Source organism: Gluconobacter sphaericus NBRC 12467, from assembly GCF_006539125.1.
GTDB lineage: Bacteria > Pseudomonadota > Alphaproteobacteria > Acetobacterales > Acetobacteraceae > Gluconobacter > Gluconobacter sphaericus.
In genome coordinates this window covers 208,903-227,080 of record NZ_BJMK01000002.1, presented here as the reverse complement: position 1 = coordinate 227,080, position 18,178 = coordinate 208,903, and the positions used below count along the sequence as shown (strand labels likewise).

Genomic DNA, 18,178 nt, shown 5'->3' with positions numbered 1-18,178 from the left:
GCCTCAATGACTTCATGGCAGCCTATAACTTCGGGCGAAGACTCAAGACCCTGAACAGCCTCGCCCCTTATGAATACGTCTGCAAAATCTGGACTTCAGAGCCAGAAAAATTCATCACCAATCCAAACTACCAAAGCACGGGACTAAACACCTAGGAGCGGCTAGCTCCCAGCCGGGGCATTACCCGGATGAAGAGTAGTGCCGAAGCCAGTTCGACCAACGTCTGGGTCACGATCACGGCGGGCAGTAAAGGCGCCGCACCAGACACTGCGAGCGCAAGCGGCAACACGACCAGAGAGTTACGTGTGGCTCCACTAAAGGCAAGCGCGCGACCTGCGGGTGCCTCCAGCCTGAATAGCTTCGAAATACCCCAACCCAGAAAAGGCGCAAACACAGCAAAAGCCGCATAGATCGGCACGACATGCAGCGCAATGCTGGTCTCATGGACCAGCTGCGGGAGCATGGCCGCGATAACGATGAACAGAACGAGCGCCGTCACCGGCACAGGCAGCAGGCCCAGTACTGATGCGCCCCATTCGACTACCGAGCTTCGCTGTGCCCCAAACTGAACGAACCATGCCAGACACAGCGGAATGACGATCAGCCACAGAAACGCATGCAGGAAGGGCCCGACCTGCACCAACCGTGACACGCCATCGTCCAGAAAGAGACGGAGCCAGAGCGGGAGCATCACCATCTGCACCACCAGAAGGACGGGCGTGGACGCGAGAAGGAGTGCCGCATCCGCCCGCCCCATCTGGGCGAACGTCACCACCCAGTCAATACAGGGGCAGAGAAGCACCATCAGGATGCCCAGCCGGATCATTCCGTCCGCCGGTGCAAACGGAAGCAGCAGGGCCACCAGAGCGGGGACAGCCACGAAATTCGTGACCAGAAGCGCTGCGAGGAACCGGACCCTGCGGAAAGCCTGCCCCAGTCCCGTAAGCGGTATCTGAAGAAAGGTCACAAACAGCATCAGCCCCAGAACAGGATTGATGACCACGTCCCAGGACGCGGTTCCCACCATCACCAGCGCAGCCGCTGCCCCAAGAAGTACTGCAAAAAAATACAGTACAATCTGACGCTGCTCCAAAAGATCCCGCATCGAAGCTAGACTCATGGCGCATACCTGACAGTAGCAGATGAAAAAAGCCACCTTCCGCGCAGACACCCCATGCCGGATGTCAGGTCACGGCAGCGGGGCATCAGTCTGTCGTCGCATCTTCCGGCAGGGGCTGGATCTGACGCAGCTTTCCGTAGCGGTCATAATAAAAAACCGAAGTCCCGCGACGTTCGGCATAACCGTCCGGCTGTCCGTCCTTCGTCTGGAACAGCAGCCGGAAGGCATCCGGCTGCTCGATCACTTTATCCCCTGGCGGACGATACCGATACCGGCTGAAATCAGCATGGCTCTTGGGCAACGACGAGTTGTGATACAGGTCGTGCATGCTCGGCTTCTTGGGACCGTCATCCGCATCCTGCGCCACAGCCGTGCCAAGGGCCGCGCCGTAAACGGCAAAAGCGGCCAGTATTGGGACAATCAACCTGCGCATGAGGCTCTCCGGTCAGTGCGTTTGTGCGGGCACCTTAGGCGAAACGGTCTTCTGGCTCCAGCCACCTCCGAGCGCGCGATACAATGTCACAAGGTTCTGGAAGCGTGCGGCCTTGACCGTGATGGCGTTCTGCTGCGCCTGATAGAGGGTGCGCTGCTGTGTCAGGGTCGTCAGATAGCTGTCGATACCTGCCTTGTAGCGCATGTTGGCCAGATCGAACGCCTGCTGCGACTGCGCCACCAGTTCATCCATGTGGCGCTGCTGGCTCGTATAGGTTTCCCGTGCCGTCAACGCATCTGAAACTTCACGGAACGCTGACTGTACGGTCTTTTCATACTGTGCCGCATTCTGACGGGACTGCGCCTTGGCCATCATCAGGTTGCCTTCGCTCTGCCCCCATGTCAGCAGTGGAATGCTGATGGATGGGGAGATGCTCCAGGTTTCGGCACCCGGCGTGAACAGCTTGCGGAACTGAAGCGAACTGGTGCCTTCCGAAGCCGTCAGCGTAAAGCGGGGGAAGAACGCCGCGCGCGCTGCACCCACATTTGCATTGGCCCCAAGCAGGGTATGCTCTGCCGCACGGACGTCCGGCCGCTGCTCCAGCAGGTCCGAAGGAAGACCCTCCGGCAGATCCGCGATCATAGTCTGCGACCCGAAAGGCGCCGGTTTCGGCAGAGTCGATGGTAGCGGCGAGCCGACGAGAAGCTGAAGCGCATGCTCGTCATCCGCCAGAGCGCGCGTATACTGCGCCTCGTAGGCAGAAGCCTGCTCGACCTGTGTCTTGACCTGCGCCAGCGTCAGCGCATCCGTTTCGCCATTGTCATAGGAAAGCTGAGTCAATCGCAGCGTATCGCGCTCAGACGCCAGTGTGGCACGCGTCACCCGGAGCTGCTCGCGATCAGCCAGCCACTGGATGTAGGTCGTCCCGATCTGTGAGACCGTCGTGATGAGCACATTCCGCGCGTTCTCGACGTTGTTCAGCACCGTTTCCTTCTGCTGACGCGTCAGGTTACGAATACGGCCCCAGAGATCGATTTCATAAGACGAAAACCCGATCGACGTCTGATACAGACGCAGAGTCGAAATATGTTCGCCAACGCCAGGTGCAAACGAAAAACCTGCCGTGTCGGATGGCGCCACGAACATTCCCTGTCCACCAGCCGAGATGATCGGGAACAGCGACGCATTCTGGATCTCATACTGGCCGCGCGCAACGCCCACAGCATCAAGCTGCGCTGCAATGTCGCGGTTGTTTTTCAGAGCCAGTGCCACGAGCGCCTTCAACCGCGGGTCGGTGAAAAAATCCTCCCATCCGAGATTGGAAGCAGCCTGAGCCGCAGGCGTGTTCTTTGATGCCGTATCCGCGGGGTAACTGTTCTGGATGGCCTGCGTGGGCCGGTGGTAAACCGGCGCCATGTTACAGGCCGAAAGCATCAGCATTCCGGCAAATCCGGAAGTCAGTCCGAGACGGGCCTTCATGCGCCGTGCTCCCCTTCAGCGACAAGTGCCGCCTTATTGTCCAGATGGGCATACGGGTCCTTACGGTCCTTGATCCGGCTGACCCGGAACAGACGCAGCACCACTACGAAGAACACCGGCACGAAGTAGATCGCCAGCAGCGTGGCGGAGAGCATTCCGCCTACCACGCAGGTACCGATCGCTACACGCGCCGCCGATCCCGCACCTGTTGCAATCGCCAGCGGAAACACACCACAGACGAACGCGATCGAAGTCATGAGGATCGGACGCAGACGCTCGCGCCCGGCTTCCAGAACGGAATCTTCAAGGCTTTCGCCACTTTCAAAGAAGGCCTTGGCGAATTCCACGATCAGGATCGCGTTCTTCACGGACAAACCCACCGTCGTCAGCAGACCCACCTGGAAGTAGACGTCATTGGACAGCCCACGTCCCAACGTTGCCGCAATAGCCCCCAACACACCGAGCGGGAGCACGAGTAGCACGGCGAACGGAACCGCCCAGCTTTCATAAAGCGCGGCCAGACAGAACATGATCACGATCACGGCCAGTCCATAGAGCGGTGCGGTCGAGCCACCCGAAGCAAGCTGTTCGAAGGACAGACCAGTCCATTCGTAACCGATGCCGCGCGGCAGCTTGGCCAGAAGTTTCTCCATTTCCGCCATGGCCTGCCCCGAGCTTGCGCCCACGGCCGGCTGCCCCTGGATTTCGTAGGAGTTCAGACCGTTATAGTCCTCGACCTTCTGCGGACCGTTGACCCAGTGCCCCGACGCAAACGCATTGAACGGCACCATCGTCCCGATCGAATTGCGGACATACCAGCGGTTCAGATCCTCCGGCGTCATACGCGCCCAAGCCTCACCCTGGATATAGACCTGCTTGACGCGGTCATTGCGCATGAACTGATTGACGTAAATGGAGCCCAGAGCGCCTTCGAGCGTCGTGTTGATGTCTGCATTAGTCAGACCCAGCGCATTGGCGCGCTCACGGTTGATGTCCAGACTGAACTGCGGCGCGTCCTCCATACCCAACGGACGGACTGCCTGAAGGAGCGGATTTTTCGCCGCTTCGCGCAGGATCTGGTTTCGCGCGGCCAGCAGGGCGTCATGACCCAGATGCCCAGTATCTTCCAGCTCCAGATCGAAGCCGGTCGCATTGCCCAGCTCCATCACGGCCGGAGGATTGACGGCGAAGATCTGCGCTTCCGGATCCATCCAGAAATGCATCATGATCTCGCGCGATATGGTCATGGTCGTATGTTTCGAGCCTGGGCGCTGATCCCACGGCTTCATACGAATGAAGAACGCACCCGCACTTTGCCCCTGACCCGCGAAGCTGAAGCCCGACATAGTGAAGACGGATTCAACATACTGGCCATAGGTTTTGAGAACATAGTCGGTAATCTTGCGGTTCACGGCCGCCGTCTGCGCCTCGGTCGCACCGTTGCGCATCGTGACCTGACCGAAGATGATTCCCTGATCCTCATCCGGCAGGAAGCCGCCCGGCACCCGTATGAACAGGAATGCGACCAGACCGGTCAACAGCGCGAACCCGATCATGCTGACCACCGGCACCCGGATCAGCCACTTCACACCACCGATATAGCCGTTGGTCAGACGATCGAACGTCCGGTTAAACCAGGCCGCGGGACCACGTTCATGGCTCTTATGGGTCGGCTTGAGCATGGTGGCACACAGCGCCGGCGTCATGACCATCGCCACCAGAACCGACAGCCACATGGCTGCGACAATGGTGATGGAGAACTGGCGATAGATCACACCCGTGGAACCGCCAAAGGCCGCCATCGGCAGGAACACCGCCGTCAGCACCAGCACGATGCCCACAAGCGCGCCCGAAATCTCGTCCATCGAGACACGGGCCGCTTCTTTCGGTGACAACCCTTTGTCCGTCATGACACGCTCGACATTCTCGACCACCACGATCGCGTCATCGACCAGCAGACCGACAGCCAGAACCATGGCCAGCATGGTCAGCGTGTTGATGCTGTAGCCCAGCATGGACATCAGCCCGAACGTTCCCAGCAGCACCACCGGCACAGCGATCGTCGGGATCAACGTCGCGCGGAAGTTCTGCAGGAAGATCAGCATCACGATGAACACAAGGACGATCGCCTCGATCAGCGTCTCAACCACTTCATGGATGGAGAGCGTGATGAACGGCTCGGTATCCAGCGGATAGACGAGCTTCAGACCCTGTGGGAAATAGCGGCTCAGCTCGTTCAGACGCGCACGGACAGCCGCTTCAGTCTTGAGCTGGTTCGCGCCCGGCGCAAGCTTGAGCGCCATCGCGGATGCGGGATGGTTGTTATAGACAGACCCAAGTGCGTAGCTCTGCGCTCCAAGCTCAACGCGCGCCACGTCCTTCAGACGCACCTGACTGCCATCCTGCTGCACCTTGAGCAGGATTTCCTTGAACTGCTCCGGCGTGCTCAGTCGCGTCGGACCAATAATGGTCGCATCAAAACTGATGCCCTTCTTGGCCGGGAGGCCACCCAGTTCACCCGAAGAAACCTGGATGTTCTGCGCCTGAATGGCAGACTGCACATCCCCGACCGTCAGGCCGAAATTGTACAGCTTCGACGGATCCAACCAGACGCGCATCGCATATTCGGAGCCGAACAAGGTATGATCGCCCACACCCGACACACGCGACAGCGGATCGGAAATGTTGGACGCCACATAATCTGCAATATCCTGCCCGGACATGCTGCCGTCTTCGGAAATGAAGGCCAGAACCATCATGAAGTTCTTGGTGGCCTTCGTCACGCTCAGACCCTGAGCCGTTACTTCGGTCGGCAGGCGCGGCTGCGCGAGCTGGAGCTTATTCTGGACCTGAACCTGCGCGATGTCAGGGTTTGTACCCTGCTCGAACGTGAGGTCGATCTCCATCTGTCCGCTCGCGTAAGACGAAGCCGACAGATATTCGAGATGATCCAGACCATACATCTGCTGAAGGATCGGACGGACAACCGTGTTGTTCACCGTCTCGGCAGATGCACCCGGATACATGACCGAAATGGCAATCTGCGGCGGGGCAATACTCGGATACTGCGCAATGGGCATGCGCGTAATCGCAACAGCACCGACAAGCATGATGATCAGACCGATCACCCACGCAAAGATGGGCCGGTCAATAAAGAAGCGGGACAGTGACATGCGGGGTTACTCCGCCTTTCCCGCAGGGGGTTCGGCAGGCACATCATGCGGTGCCACCTTCACACCTGGATGGACCTTCTGCAGGCCATTCACGATCACCCTGTCGCCCGCTTTCAGGCCATCAGAAACAAGCCAGGACTCACCGACCGTCCGCGAAACCTGAATGGAACGCTGGGCGACCTTGTTTTCACCATCCACGATCATGACGTAGGGATTACCCTTGGCATCCCGGGCGACCGCGACCTGCGGCACCAGAAGACCGTTCGGATCAATGCCTTCCTGAATGTGTGCGTGCACAAACATGCCCGGCAGCAGCAGATGATCGGGGTTTGGGAAAACCGCACGCATGACAAGCGTTCCGGTCGACGGATCAACCGTAACTTCGGAAAGCTGAAGCTTGCCGCGCGTCGGATATTCGGTGTTGTCTTCAAGACGCAGGCCTACCGCCGCCGCATCCGTTCCGTTCCGTTCCAGCTGCCCGTCCGCCAGCTCACGCTTCAGACGCAGCATGTCGGTGGCAGCCAGATTGACATCGACATAAATCGGATCGAGCCGGGTCACGACCGCAATCGCCTGTGTCTGACCCGCCGTCAACAGCGCACCCGGCGTATACAGCGTACGGCCGATCCGACCAGTGATCGGCGCACGAACATGCGTGTAGTTCAGGTTGACGGCCGCAGCTTCCACGGCTGCCGTCGCCTGCGCCACCTGAGCCTCAGCCTCTCGCGCTGTCGCCAGTGTATTGTCGAAATCCTGCGAACTCACGGCATGAGCCGCCACCAACGGACGATACCGCTTGAGCTGCCCATTCGCCCGTGCTGCAACGGCCTGTGCGTTCAGGAGCTGCGCCTTCGCCTGATCGTAAGCCGCCTGATACGGCGCGATATAGATCTGGAAAAGCTGCTGCCCGGCCTTGACGTCCGCACCCTGTTCGAAGTCACGCGAAACAATGACACCATTCACCTGCGGCCGGATCTGCGCCTGCTCATAGGCATCCGTCCGCCCCGGAAGGGACGTCTCAAGCGTGACAGGCTGCGTCTTCAACGTCACCACATCAACAGGCTGGGGCGGCATCTGCGGAGCGGCAGCTTTTTTCTGACAACCCGCCACCAGCAGCGGGAGTGCCAGAAACGGTACCAGAAAAGCACCCTTCCCACCCCAAGGACCGACCGGAGACAGGGCGGCAGAAGAATTCAAAGACATTTTCTGAAAAGAAGGCATGATACGGCCGCTATCCTGTGATACAGAAACCCGCTAGTTTCCTGCGAAGACGGAAACTAGCGGGTTTCTTTAACAAACGTCAATTCAGTCTGTGAAATAATATCGGAGTTGATCTTGAGCAGCCAGTTCGAAGACCGGAAACAGCCCTGCTGTGGCCGTCCCGCGCAGCTCGACGAAGCGGAAAGACGCATCCGGATACTTGATGCTGCCAGCTCGGTCCTGACCACACACGGCTATCATGCCGCATCAATGGACAGCATTGCATCATGCTCCGGAATGTCCAAGAAAACTCTCTACCAATTTTTCGACTCCAAGCAGATCCTTTTCGAAACCCTTATCCTTGAGCGGCTTTTCGCGCCCATAACCTACACACCACTCCCTACAGACCCGCTGGAAAAGCAGCTCCTGGGCCTGATGACCTGCATCGCAGCCTGCATGTTCTGCGACGAGCGACTGAGTCTGCTCCGCTCCGTCATCACGGAGACCAACCGCAATCCAGCAATCCGGCAACTGGTTGCAGATCTTTTCCAGCTTTCAGGCCGGGTTCTGCCAATCCAGAACTGGCTGGAGACCCAGTCCGAAGCCGGCAGACTGGATATTCCCGACATCACCGAAGCTTCGGACCTGCTTTTCGGCATGACCCTTGGCGGCCCCATGCTGGGACGGCTCACCCACTGCAAACCCCATCGTGAAAAAGAAAACCTCGAAGAATTCATGGCGTATGGCATTAGGGTCTTCCTCGAAGGCCATCGTCCGGTCACTCAGGCCTGAAGAAGACCTACCCCCCTGCAGAGGCCGGCGCTGAAGCAGCTTCACCACTCCCGATCAGCAGGCGGAAAACACCTTCAGACGACGTCCCGTTCATCAGTGCCCCAAACCGGGTCTGCAAATTTTTAAGCATCTGCTGATCCTGCGCCCTCGACGCATCCCCCCCAATTCGCAGAACGAGCGCTTGCTGTTCAGGCGAAAGCACTTCTTTCGAAGCACCACCGGCTCCGGGGAGACTATCCAGCATGGGCGCAAGTGCCTCAACCGCATGAGACCAGTCCCCGGCCCTTTCAGCCATCTGCGCCCGCAAGGTCCAGGCACGCGGATCGTTAATGCTCGCTAGCTCTGACACCACTTCCTCCGGATGATGATCCGCCAGTGCAATACGCGCTTTCAGAAGCGCCACCTCCACGGACTGGCTGCTGCTTCCACCCGGAAGCGCCAGAGCAGCATCCGGAGATCCCTCGGCAGAAACTCCAAGATCCTGCCGTGCCGCCTTAGGGTCTCCCAGATTGAGTTCAAGCGTCGCCAGCCGGATGCGGGTATTCATCCCTTGAGCATTACTCCCGGACGTCAGAAGATCCCGCAGGGCCTTACGCTCCTGATCCGGCAGGCCAAGTGCCTCGTAACGACGAGCCAGACCGTCGAGAATGTCACCGCGCAAGGCACTGTTTGACGCTTTAAGCAGTGCACCTTGCAGAAAGACAACCGCGTTCATGTTCTGCCACGCCCCTGAAGGCGCAGACCGGGCCATTTGCCGGATAATGTCCGCTTCCTGCACCGCAACCTTAGGAGTCTCCTCCGGATATAGACGCCCCCATTCCTGCACCGCCGCAGCGGCACCTTCGAGATTTCCGCCTTCCATCAAAGCTTTGATTTGTAGAAGGCGCCCATCTTTCTCGCGTGCCGCAATCCGAAGAGCAGGAAGGATGCCGTCCACCTGATCCGCAACAGCCTGCGGGGAAAGAGTCTTTTTTTTCAATGCCAGTCGGAGCGAAGCTTCCCGCGCCACCGGCCAGATCAGCGGCGACGGGTCATGTGCAAGAACAGAGAGCTTCGCTTCTGCATCCGACGTATTCCGCCGCGCCGCCAGCAGGGCCTTCGCCAGAGCTACCTGCGGTCCGTCCGGGAGCTGATCAAGCACTTTCGTGGCACCATCACTGCCATAACGCGCGATCCACTGGGTCGCCGAAGGCAACAGCCGCTCCTTCAGCGGAGCTGCGTAAGTTTGAAGAACAGGAAGCCCTGTCGCGATCAGATCCGCCGTCTGAAGACGGTCGCTTTCCGGAGATCCTGATGCGCTTTGTCTAACCCGACATGAAGATGGTATAAGCATCCGCATCATTCCGCGCCAGAGCTGGTCTTCCGGCGTACTCCCCCCATCTTCTGTCAGCGAGGAAGAGCCCGACCGGGCATTGAGCACTGCCGATATCTGTTGCAGCCGACGTGCTTCGGGCTTTTCCACACCCTCGGGCCAGTCCTGCAAAGCCACGTCAATAACCTCGCCCAGAAGAGGGCCATTGCCAGCCCGAGCTGCCGCCTGCGCAACCCGCATCCGGGCAGCAAAGCGATCACCTGAGGACGCCATGGCAGCAGAGGTCACACTCCGCCTGAGCGCTTCCCGCAGTTCTTCTGGAGTTCCCCTCCCCAGACTGACACCGTTCAGGGACGAGCCATAAGGTTGAAGCCGGTTGGATGCCATCAGCGGAAAACTGTCCGGCCCCACCGTATCCAGCATCAGTTTTCCACCCGCCTGACGCATCTCTATGGTGTCAGAATCAGCCGCAACCACGACACCGACCAGACTGCTCCGGACCGCGAACCCGGTTCCCAGACGCCGCATGGGCTGCTGAATGCGGCCTGAGCGCGTCATTCCCAACAGAAGCCTTCGTCCTGAATCAGGATCATCCAGCGCAACAACCTGCGGCAATCCTTCTGCCACCGGCGGCATGAACGTCAAGGCGTTGGCATCCTGCCCAAGCAACATATCGGCCTGAGGCTTTACATCAACCGCGACTGATAGCGTCCACCCTGCCCCAACAGGACGAAGAACAGGATCTCGCTCGTCGAATAACGTTACGGTAATGACCGTCACATCTGACAGGATCCGGCTGAAAACAGATTTGAAAGGCCCGATCCCCGTCAGGCCCGCCGTATCCAAGACATGCTGTCCCGCCGCCACGAGCACAACATTCCGCCCATTACGGAACGCTGCAACGGGCGTCAGTTCACCCAGAGGCAGCCACAATCCGGTTGCATCAGGGACCTGCACGGACGTTCCATAAATAGGAGCTGCCGTCGCCTGTGACCGGGTTCCGGTGACTGAGGCCAGCCCTGCAGAAATCCGTTTTTCCTGTACTGCTTTTTCAGGATGCGGAAAAAGTGGCGACGGATCGTTCAGAAAAGCCCAGCCAGCAGGCAACAACTTCTCATCAGCAGCTTTTGTAGGCCCAGTTTCTACTTTTCCCGGCTTGACGCCAGCGGTTTTAGGCGCGGCCACAGCCGTTTCGAGCAGCGACAAGCTCAGTGCAGTGGCCAAAAACGCCCGTTTCATCCGTTACCACCGATCCGAGTGGCAGGCCGTGCATGAGAGTTTACAAGGAGTTGCGTGGCGAGAATGGCGCGCTGGGGGGACATGGCCTCCATGATTGCGGACGCCTTGCGCGGATTCATCCTGTTGAGCAGCGCTACGCCAACACGCAGATCAAGAATATTGAAGATTGCTGCGGCATCTTCGGGTTTCATCGCCTGATAGATTTTGACCAGTCTGTCAGCATCATCATTGCGCAGCTGGTCCGTATGCTGTTCGCTGTTCTCAAGGGCAGTCCGGGAATTTTCCAGCGCTGTCATCCGTCGCTGCAGCTCTTCCTCAGCCGCGTCAACAAGGCGCTGACGATCATTCAGTGCTACATCTCGCCGATCCAGTTCCTTCTCACGAGCAGCGAGCTGTTCCACGAGTGCAGGATCCGCTGACTGCACCGTTGATGTTGGCGCAATTGGCACGCCCCCCTTGCAGCCCCCGTGTGCGCACAGATCATCCGTTTTCGGAACAGCTGTCGCCAGGGTGGGGGGGGCTCCCGCGGGCTTGGGGGCCACCGGTGAGACTTCTATCGGCGCAGCGGGCGGGGGCTGCGGCTGCGCCATTGCAACAGTTGTCAGAGACGAAGAGGGAGAATCCGCGCCGCCCATCAGATCACCCGCGATAGCGTAGATCTTGACCCCAAGAAGAACGATCATCAGACCGCAGGCAAGATGCAGGATACGGAAAAACATGACGCCTTATCCCTGCTTCTGACGAAGAGCGCGCAGAAGTTCACGCTCGGCAGCACTTTTGCTGCCACTGGGCTTCATGGTCCGCACTTCGTCCGGCTTCAGACGAAGCGCAGAGCGGAACGAAGCTTCTTCCGACCGTTCCTGAACACTGGAAGCAGCCTTCATGCCTGCAGTGGCGACACGTCCGGCGGGAAGAAGAGATTCCAGTTGCTGGGCCAGCGTCTCAGAACGTTCGCACAGCATGGCCAGATCCCGCTTCAGACTCTTTCCAGACTCAACGGTTTTCCCCAGGGCACGCCCGACGAGTTCCGTCGTCTGACGAAGATGATCAATACCGGACTGGGCCTGCGCACTGCTGGACTGGAGACTGGCAATCAGGGCATCGAGCTGGCCGCGGTCACGTCGCAGGACGGAGAGGGCACGCCCCAGATAGAGACTGTAGAAAATCGTCACCAGCAGCAGCACTGACAGAGCGATCTCGATCCCAAGCTGAAATCTGTCCATGAAATATGCTCCGATCAGCTATAGGATACGGCACGATCCGTGCCGTATTTCTGGTTGAGAACGTCTTCAATCTTGACGGCAACCTGCCCCTGCTTTCGCCCGACACGCCCTGTAAAAAGAACATGTTCCCCACACCGCAGGCTGACGGAAGCATCCGGTTTGCGACGCAGGACAAGCTGATCCCCCGGAGCGAGCCTCATGATATCTTTCAGATTCATGGTCTGCTCTTCCAGAACGGCATCCAGGGTCAAATCCGTCTGCCAGAGCTCTCGGGCAAGATGATTCTCCCAGATGCCGTCATGACCGAATTTTTCGCCCATGAACTGCTGCAGCAGAATGTCTCTGACAGGCTCGAGCGTAGCGTGTGGCAGTACGATATCCACGTCTCCGCCTCGGCCTTCCATATCGATGCCGAACCGTGCAGTAATCACCCCGTTTCCGGCCCGACAAATCATCGCGAAACGTGAATTCATTTCCAGACGTTCGAAGTGAAAATTAACGGCGCAGAGCGGACTGAAACTCGTTTCCAGATCATCCAGAATAATCCTGACCATCGGCTCGATAAGTGCGCGCTCAATGGCAGTATGATGCCGTCCGGTCTGGCGGCTGGCTGGAGCGGTGAGAGCGCTATCACCACGGACATGCCCCCCGAGAAGGGCATCGACAATGCTGTAGATCAGTGAAGAACTCAGCACGACAACGCCGTAATTATCCCACTCTTCCGCCTTGAAGACCGCAAACATGGCCTGTCCCGGCACGTTCTCAAGATAATCTCCAAAGCGCTGGGATCCCAGGCGGTCCATGGACGCCTCGACATTATCACTGGTAAAATTACGCAGGCTTGTCGTCAGGACTCTGGTAAAACGGTCGAAGACAACTTCAAGCATCGGCAATCGCTCGGACGAGACACCCGATGTGCTAACCACACGCTCGATACCACTGCTGTCAGCAGCGCCCGTAACCACAGAATCCTTACCGAAAAAGCTGTCGATCTCGGCCTGGCTGAGAACATGATCTTCGGCGCTGTCATGGCCCAGCCCTGCTATGTCATGTCCAGCCAAGGGAAAGGCGGCGGGTATGTCCGTGCCCTGGTCCGCGAAAGCAGTATCAGGCTGTCGGTCGTCACTCACTGCACCAGCACCTCTACGAAAAAGAGATCCCTCACACGCAGAGGCGCAACGATATTGGTGATCTGTGCCAGCATTGTTTCGCGCAACCGGTAAATACCGCTACCAGAAAGCTCCGAAGACTGCATTCCGTGCAGACAGGTCTGGAACGCATCCTGGATCTGCGGCATCAGGGCCGCGATATTGGCGGCATCCTTACCGTCCTCGACCTCAAGTCGGGCACCGATCCGGACGTATCGCGTGCGGTCCGTACCGGAATCAAGATTGGACAGAATGGTCGGAATGGTGATGGTGGTCCACTTCACCGGCTGCGGGGCATTATTGGCGACCGGGGTTGCCGCGTGATGAAAATGCTTCCATGCAAAGGCTCCACCACCAGCCAGAAGCAGGCATGCCAGCACTGCAAGGATGATGATCTTGCGCTTACCCCCTTTCTTGACCGGGGTTTCGTTTTCCGGAGTCTCCGTCGTCACCGTTTGTCTGCCTTCTCTTTCGGACAGCGCTCATCATCGGCATAAAAGATTAACAGTGGGTTTATGATGCTCAGGAAAAGGCGAGTCTTCCTTCAGACGGGAACCATCATCCTGAGCCTTGCGGCCCTTGCAGGCTGCGCGTCCCAGCATTCTCCGTACAACCGGTACTATTCCTCAAGCGGCGCATATCGCGCCCCCGGTCCGGCCAGCGATCCGTGGGGTCCGTATATCATCCAGGCCGCAAACCGCTTTTCGATTCCCCAGGACTGGATCCGTGCCGTGATCCATCAGGAATCGGGGGGGCACCAGTTTCTGGACGGACGGCCCATCACGTCCCGTTCCGGGGCAATGGGCCTGATGCAGCTCATGCCCCAGACCTATGCCGACATGCGCTCGCGCTACAGTCTACGTTCAGATCCTTACGAGCCGCATGACAACATCATGGCGGGCACGGGCTATATCAGCATTCTCGCGCGAAAATACGGGGCTCCGGCCTTTCTGGCCGCTTACAATGCCGGTCCGCAGCGGCTTGAGGACTATCTCTACGAGGGGCGGCAACTGCCCAACGAAACCGTCAATTACGTTGCGAGCATCACGCCACACCTCGGCACGCAGATCGCCATGACCGGTCCGCTGGCGGCTTATGCCACCGCCGATCAGCTGAACGCCTCGCAGTCCGGCACAGCCCTCACAGGCGTGGCCCCAACAACCCCTGCGCCGGTCATGACGGCATCAGCACGCAGTGTAGGGCAGGTCTGGGCCAGCCGGCATGTCACGAGTTCCGCCGCCCAGACGCCCATCACAGCACCCAGCGCCATTCCGTGCAACCCGAACGATGCCTACGATCCCGACGTGCCGTGTGCCATCCAGCCCGTCAACACACCACCCCTCGCAGCACCGTCCCCGACCTTTGTTTCCAGACCTGCTGGCGATACGCTGACCATTCAGGAGCCAGTCTCTTCACACCCGCTCCCGCCCGCCCCTGCTATTCCAACACCCCATACTCTGCCGACACAGCCAACAGAATCGACCACCCTGGTCGTCGGCTACAGGCGTCCCGGAAGCTATGGCCCCTGGGCAGTTCAGGTGGGGGCCTTCGGCAGTATCGGGCAGGCAAAGTTCGCTGCCACCATGGCGCGACAGGCCGCGTTCACATCGCTGCAATCGGCCCGAATCGAAGTTCATCCTACTCCCAGCCATGGAACCACGGTCTGGCGTGCCCGTCTGACGGGGATCAGCCGTGTCGGAGCAGCTCAGGCCTGCTCGACTCTTTCCAGGCAGGGAATGGCCTGCATGGCTGTCCCGCCAGGACATTGAAGGCACAGTCCGGAGAGCAGTTTCAGCCTCAGAAGCAATCCGCGTTGGCAATGCGGTCACTTTCGCCTATGTTCCCATGCATGCCACACATAGCTGACGCGCATGAAGCGTAGGCCCTCACGGCCTGGCCTCTCGTCATGCCCCATACAGCTTGACCCACACCTTTTACGACGACTTCCCAGGACGCGCAGATGACGACAAGCCCGGCTCCCGATCACACCCCGACCCATGCAGGGGCCATCAGTGAGGAAGGCTACCACAAAGACCTCGGACGCCGTCATGTGCAGATGATCGCCATTGGTGGCGCCATCGGAACAGGACTGTTTCTGGGCGCGGGCTCACGGCTTCAGGTGGCTGGGCCGTCCCTTGCTATCATCTATGCAATTTGCGGCGTCTTTTCGTTCCTGATCCTGCGTGCACTGGGCGAACTGGTCATGTACCGCCCGACCAGCGGCAGCTTCGTGACCTATGCGCGGGAATTTCTTGGCGAACGTGCTGCCTATATGGCTGGCTGGCTGTCCTTCCTGAACTGGGCCATGACCGGCATCGTCGATATCACGGCTGTAGCCCTGTACATGCATTACTGGGCGGTCTTCCTGCCGGTCCCGCAATGGGTTTTCGCCCTTGTGGCGCTGGCGATCGTCGGCACAATGAACATGATCGGCGTGCGCTATTTCGGCGAGATGGAATTCTGGTTTTCCCTGATCAAGGTCGTGGCACTTGCACTCTTTCTTATTGCCGGAGCCATCATTCTCGGGACACGCATGCCGGTGGCGGGCCATACGACCGGCTTTCACCTGATTACCGAAAACGGCGGAATCTTCCCGCATGGCCTCTTCTCGGCCCTCATGCTGCTTCAGGGCGTGGTGTTCGCCTATTCAGGCATTGAACTGCTGGGCACAGCCGCAGGCGAGTGCGAGGACGCGCGTGAAATTCTTCCGCGCGCCATCAACAGCGTCATCTGGCGCATTGCCCTGTTCTATGTAGGCTCCGTGATTCTGCTGGTCTGCCTGTTACCCTGGACGGAATATCATGCTGGCACGAGCCCGTTCGTAACATTCTTTCAGGCTCTTGGCATTCCGGGCATCGGCACCATCATGAACATTGTGGTGCTAACCGCCGCCCTTTCCAGCCTCAATTCCGGACTGTATTCCACGGGTCGCGTCCTGCGCGCCCTCGCCCTTGGTGGCTCCGGCCCTAAAGCTCTGAGTAAGCTGAACCGCAGTTCCGTGCCCTATGTCGGCATCCTCACCACGCTGGGTGTTTATCTGGTGGGCGTGATGCTGAACTACCTCATCCCGTCGCGCGTGTTCGAAATCGTCCTGAACTTCTCGGCGCTGGGCATCATCAGCACCTGGGGCTTCATCCTGCTGTGCCAGCTCCGCCTGCGGGCTGCAATCAACCGCGGGGACATCACGCCGACAGGCTTCAATATGCCCGGCGCGCCCTATACGACCTGGGCCACTCTGGGCTTTCTGGGTTTCGTCTTGATCATGATGGCTTTCGACTACCCGGACGGCACGATCACGATCGGTGCCATCCCCCTGATCGGCGCCATCCTGATTGGCGGCTGGTGCCTGCTGGATCGCGGTCGCCGCCACGGTTGATTGTCTTTTCCGATACAAAGCCTCAGTGCGTCCTCCGACCCGGCTCGAACCCCAGATAGGCATAGCTCAGGTCCTGAGTCTGGAGGGTCATGGCGTCCTCGTTGCCGTCGCAAAGGTTGATTGCGCAAAGATTCCACTGGCTGCGCAGGCAGTCCAGGCCCTCATAAACCCAGTTGCGCTTTTCTTTCGCCGCCAGCACATCAAGATCCTACGCGACCGCCCATTCCGGGAGCTCGGTCGCGTAAAAATCCAATATTGTCCGGAGCAGGATGTCGCGCAAATGCCGATCATCGCACTAGAAATTGTAGATCATCCCGTCAATCTATATCGGCCGCATGAAGCTGCGTGAACATGCAGCTCGCCAGCAGAGCAGCCAGTCCGACATGGCGGAAACTACGAAGAGCTCTCACTGTCACAGCACCTTTTGATGATTTCAGAAGGAAGATTTCATTCCATTGTCGAAACCGAGAGTGTCGCCCCCGCAGGCGGCAACCAGACCAGACAGGTCGTTCCTTTTCCCGGCGCACTCGCAATCCGCAGTCGCCCGCCATGGCGGTCTAGGATGTGCCGTACGATGGACAGACCGAGCCCCGTTCCCTGCCCGGCCCCGTCCGTCGGCGCGCCCACACGGTAGAAACGCTCGGTCAGGCGCGGCAGATGATACGCTTCCATCCCGCAGCCATTGTCCTCGATCCCAAGAATGACGCCACCATCCGCAGGCCAGCGATCATCCGGACTAGCCGCACGCCGTGCGAACAGGGTGATGGTCAGCGGATCGCCCTCCTGTGCACCATAACGCAGGGCATTTTCGATCAGGTTAAGCAGAACCTGCACCATCTCATCTTCGTCAGCGCGGACCAACAGATCGTCCTGGATCTCCAGCTTCAGGGTGCGCCCTTCCTGCTCGAAACGCGGCGCAACTTCCCCGAGCACCACCGCCATGAGATCAGCCACATCCACCACGTCCCGGGGACGCTGATGCTCATGCGCCTGCACGCGTGACAGGTATAATAGACGGTCGATCAGCCGTTTCAGTCGCTCGGACTGCTGGCGCATGATGTCGAGGAACTGATGCCGCATGACCGGGTTTTCCCCGGCAGCCCCCTGCAACGCGTCGATGAACCCGCTCAGCGAAGCAAGCGGCGTGCGCAGTTCGTGACTGGCATGAGCCACGAAATCCATGCGCATTCTGTCCGCAGCTTGCGCCTCGCTCCGGTCGGTCAGCACCACCAGAACACGCCTGTCCTGCCCCTTCCCGCCGGGAAGTCGGCGCAGCATCAGGTGAAGCGTGCGCGGAACCGGCACATCGAGCGTAAAGGTCGTGGAGCAGACCGGCGGCAGATCCCCCCGGTTACTGCTACCTGATGGACTAGCCGGAACCGGAGCACGCAACGCCGCAGAAAGGGCGGCGCGCGCTGCAGGATGACGCAGAATGGCACCAACCGTTTCCCCGAACTGGGAGGCGGCTTCCTCATTGACCTGCACGACCGCTCCCAGCCCATCCAGCACCAGCACACAGGCGGGAAGCGGATCGACTGGCAAATCAGCCGGAGAAACCGGTCTTAGATAATCATCAGGCGGAGACGTCGGAACCCGGGGCTGTCGCAACAGGAGCCAAACCGCCAGAACCCATCCTGCCAAGGCAACGCATACGAGGACCATGCCCACCTGCAGTGGCAGCAT

Annotated in this window: 15 protein-coding genes and 1 pseudogene; 4 read left to right on the top strand and 12 right to left on the bottom strand. The window is 59.2% G+C overall.

Going from position 1 to position 18,178, the window contains the following annotated elements:
• Window positions 1–155, top strand: a pseudogene (locus GSP01_RS15055) (IS481 family transposase); the annotation flags it as partial.
• On the opposite strand, the gene GSP01_RS03140 reads toward GSP01_RS15055, so the two are convergent.
• The 5 genes from GSP01_RS03140 to GSP01_RS03120 form a co-directional block, all read right to left on the bottom strand.
• Window positions 152–1,120, bottom strand: a complete 969-nt coding sequence (locus tag GSP01_RS03140) for an arsenic resistance protein (protein WP_141350608.1) — start codon at window positions 1,118–1,120, stop codon at window positions 152–154. The pseudogene GSP01_RS15055 and the gene GSP01_RS03140 sit on opposite strands and share 4 nt — an antisense overlap.
• 85 nt (window positions 1,121–1,205) lie before the next feature.
• Complete coding sequence (locus GSP01_RS03135; protein WP_141350606.1) at window positions 1,206–1,553, bottom strand: hypothetical protein; 348 nt, start codon at window positions 1,551–1,553, stop codon at window positions 1,206–1,208.
• Window positions 1,554–1,565: 12 nt separating this feature from the next.
• Entirely contained in the window at window positions 1,566–3,032 is a 1,467-nt protein-coding gene (locus tag GSP01_RS03130; RefSeq protein ID WP_141350604.1) for an efflux transporter outer membrane subunit, read from the bottom strand.
• The gene (locus tag GSP01_RS03125; RefSeq protein WP_141350601.1) at window positions 3,029–6,205 is read right to left on the bottom strand and encodes an efflux RND transporter permease subunit; all 3,177 of its coding nucleotides are present in this window, start codon (window positions 6,203–6,205) and stop codon (window positions 3,029–3,031) included. The genes GSP01_RS03130 and GSP01_RS03125 overlap by 4 nt, the downstream gene beginning before the upstream one ends.
• A 6-nt stretch (window positions 6,206–6,211) precedes the next feature.
• Window positions 6,212–7,426, bottom strand: coding sequence for an efflux RND transporter periplasmic adaptor subunit (locus GSP01_RS03120; RefSeq protein ID WP_141350597.1), 1,215 nt, complete (start codon window positions 7,424–7,426; stop codon window positions 6,212–6,214).
• Window positions 7,427–7,540: 114 nt separating this feature from the next.
• Here GSP01_RS03120 and GSP01_RS03115 point away from each other — a divergent pair, with 114 nt between their 5' ends.
• Window positions 7,541–8,197 (top strand): TetR/AcrR family transcriptional regulator, encoded by a 657-nt coding sequence (locus tag GSP01_RS03115; protein ID WP_228123733.1) that lies wholly within the window; start codon window positions 7,541–7,543, stop codon window positions 8,195–8,197.
• A gap of 7 nt (window positions 8,198–8,204) precedes the next feature.
• Here GSP01_RS03115 and GSP01_RS03110 read toward each other — a convergent pair whose 3' ends face one another.
• From GSP01_RS03110 to GSP01_RS03090, 5 genes are read right to left on the bottom strand one after another with little or no spacing between them, the layout of a single operon-like run.
• Window positions 8,205–10,748 (bottom strand): tetratricopeptide repeat protein, encoded by a 2,544-nt coding sequence (locus tag GSP01_RS03110; RefSeq protein WP_141350592.1) that lies wholly within the window; start codon window positions 10,746–10,748, stop codon window positions 8,205–8,207.
• A complete protein-coding gene (locus GSP01_RS03105) occupies window positions 10,745–11,467 on the bottom strand; it encodes a MotE family protein (protein WP_141350589.1) in 723 nt (240 codons plus the stop codon). Before GSP01_RS03105 ends, GSP01_RS03110 begins: the two co-directional genes overlap by 4 nt.
• A gap of 6 nt (window positions 11,468–11,473) precedes the next feature.
• The gene (locus tag GSP01_RS03100) at window positions 11,474–11,971 is read right to left on the bottom strand and encodes a DUF6468 domain-containing protein (RefSeq protein ID WP_141350586.1); all 498 of its coding nucleotides are present in this window, start codon (window positions 11,969–11,971) and stop codon (window positions 11,474–11,476) included.
• Window positions 11,972–11,985: 14 nt separating this feature from the next.
• On the bottom strand, window positions 11,986–13,101 hold the full coding sequence (gene fliM / locus GSP01_RS03095) for a flagellar motor switch protein FliM (protein WP_255320855.1): 1,116 nt from the start codon (window positions 13,099–13,101) through the stop codon (window positions 11,986–11,988).
• A complete protein-coding gene (locus tag GSP01_RS03090) occupies window positions 13,098–13,571 on the bottom strand; it encodes a flagellar basal body-associated FliL family protein (RefSeq protein WP_141350583.1) in 474 nt (157 codons plus the stop codon). Before GSP01_RS03090 ends, fliM begins: the two co-directional genes overlap by 4 nt.
• A 63-nt stretch (window positions 13,572–13,634) precedes the next feature.
• Between GSP01_RS03090 and GSP01_RS03085 the strand changes: the two genes are divergently transcribed.
• Both GSP01_RS03085 and GSP01_RS03080 read left to right on the top strand, forming a co-directional pair.
• Window positions 13,635–14,888, top strand: a complete 1,254-nt coding sequence (locus GSP01_RS03085; RefSeq protein ID WP_141350580.1) for a transglycosylase SLT domain-containing protein — start codon at window positions 13,635–13,637, stop codon at window positions 14,886–14,888.
• Window positions 14,889–15,079: 191 nt separating this feature from the next.
• Window positions 15,080–16,495, top strand: a complete 1,416-nt coding sequence (locus GSP01_RS03080) for an amino acid permease (RefSeq protein WP_141350577.1) — start codon at window positions 15,080–15,082, stop codon at window positions 16,493–16,495.
• 22 nt (window positions 16,496–16,517) lie between these two features.
• Here GSP01_RS03080 and GSP01_RS14680 read toward each other — a convergent pair whose 3' ends face one another.
• Both GSP01_RS14680 and GSP01_RS03075 read right to left on the bottom strand, forming a co-directional pair.
• A complete protein-coding gene (locus GSP01_RS14680) occupies window positions 16,518–16,694 on the bottom strand; it encodes a hypothetical protein (protein ID WP_167495463.1) in 177 nt (58 codons plus the stop codon).
• Between the two features lie 248 nt (window positions 16,695–16,942).
• On the bottom strand, window positions 16,943–18,178 hold the full coding sequence (locus tag GSP01_RS03075) for a sensor histidine kinase (RefSeq protein ID WP_228123732.1): 1,236 nt from the start codon (window positions 18,176–18,178) through the stop codon (window positions 16,943–16,945).

Excerpts from the sequence above, each read along its gene's own strand:
- GSP01_RS03140 (WP_141350608.1), bottom strand. The coding sequence starts at position 1,120 with ATGAGTCTAGCTTCGATGCGGGATCTTTTGGAGCAGCGTCAGATTGTA.
- GSP01_RS03135 (WP_141350606.1), bottom strand. The coding sequence starts at position 1,553 with ATGCGCAGGTTGATTGTCCCAATACTGGCCGCTTTTGCCGTTTACGGC.
- GSP01_RS03130 (WP_141350604.1), bottom strand. The coding sequence starts at position 3,032 with ATGAAGGCCCGTCTCGGACTGACTTCCGGATTTGCCGGAATGCTGATG.
- GSP01_RS03125 (WP_141350601.1), bottom strand. The coding sequence starts at position 6,205 with ATGTCACTGTCCCGCTTCTTTATTGACCGGCCCATCTTTGCGTGGGTG.
- GSP01_RS03120 (WP_141350597.1), bottom strand. The coding sequence starts at position 7,426 with ATGCCTTCTTTTCAGAAAATGTCTTTGAATTCTTCTGCCGCCCTGTCT.
- GSP01_RS03110 (WP_141350592.1), bottom strand. The coding sequence starts at position 10,748 with ATGAAACGGGCGTTTTTGGCCACTGCACTGAGCTTGTCGCTGCTCGAA.
- GSP01_RS03105 (WP_141350589.1), bottom strand. The coding sequence starts at position 11,467 with ATGTTTTTCCGTATCCTGCATCTTGCCTGCGGTCTGATGATCGTTCTT.
- GSP01_RS03100 (WP_141350586.1), bottom strand. The coding sequence starts at position 11,971 with ATGGACAGATTTCAGCTTGGGATCGAGATCGCTCTGTCAGTGCTGCTG.
- GSP01_RS03085 (WP_141350580.1), top strand. The coding sequence starts at position 13,635 with ATGATGCTCAGGAAAAGGCGAGTCTTCCTTCAGACGGGAACCATCATC.
- GSP01_RS03080 (WP_141350577.1), top strand. The coding sequence starts at position 15,080 with ATGACGACAAGCCCGGCTCCCGATCACACCCCGACCCATGCAGGGGCC.
- GSP01_RS03075 (WP_228123732.1), bottom strand. The coding sequence starts at position 18,178 with ATGCTGCCACTGCAGGTGGGCATGGTCCTCGTATGCGTTGCCTTGGCA.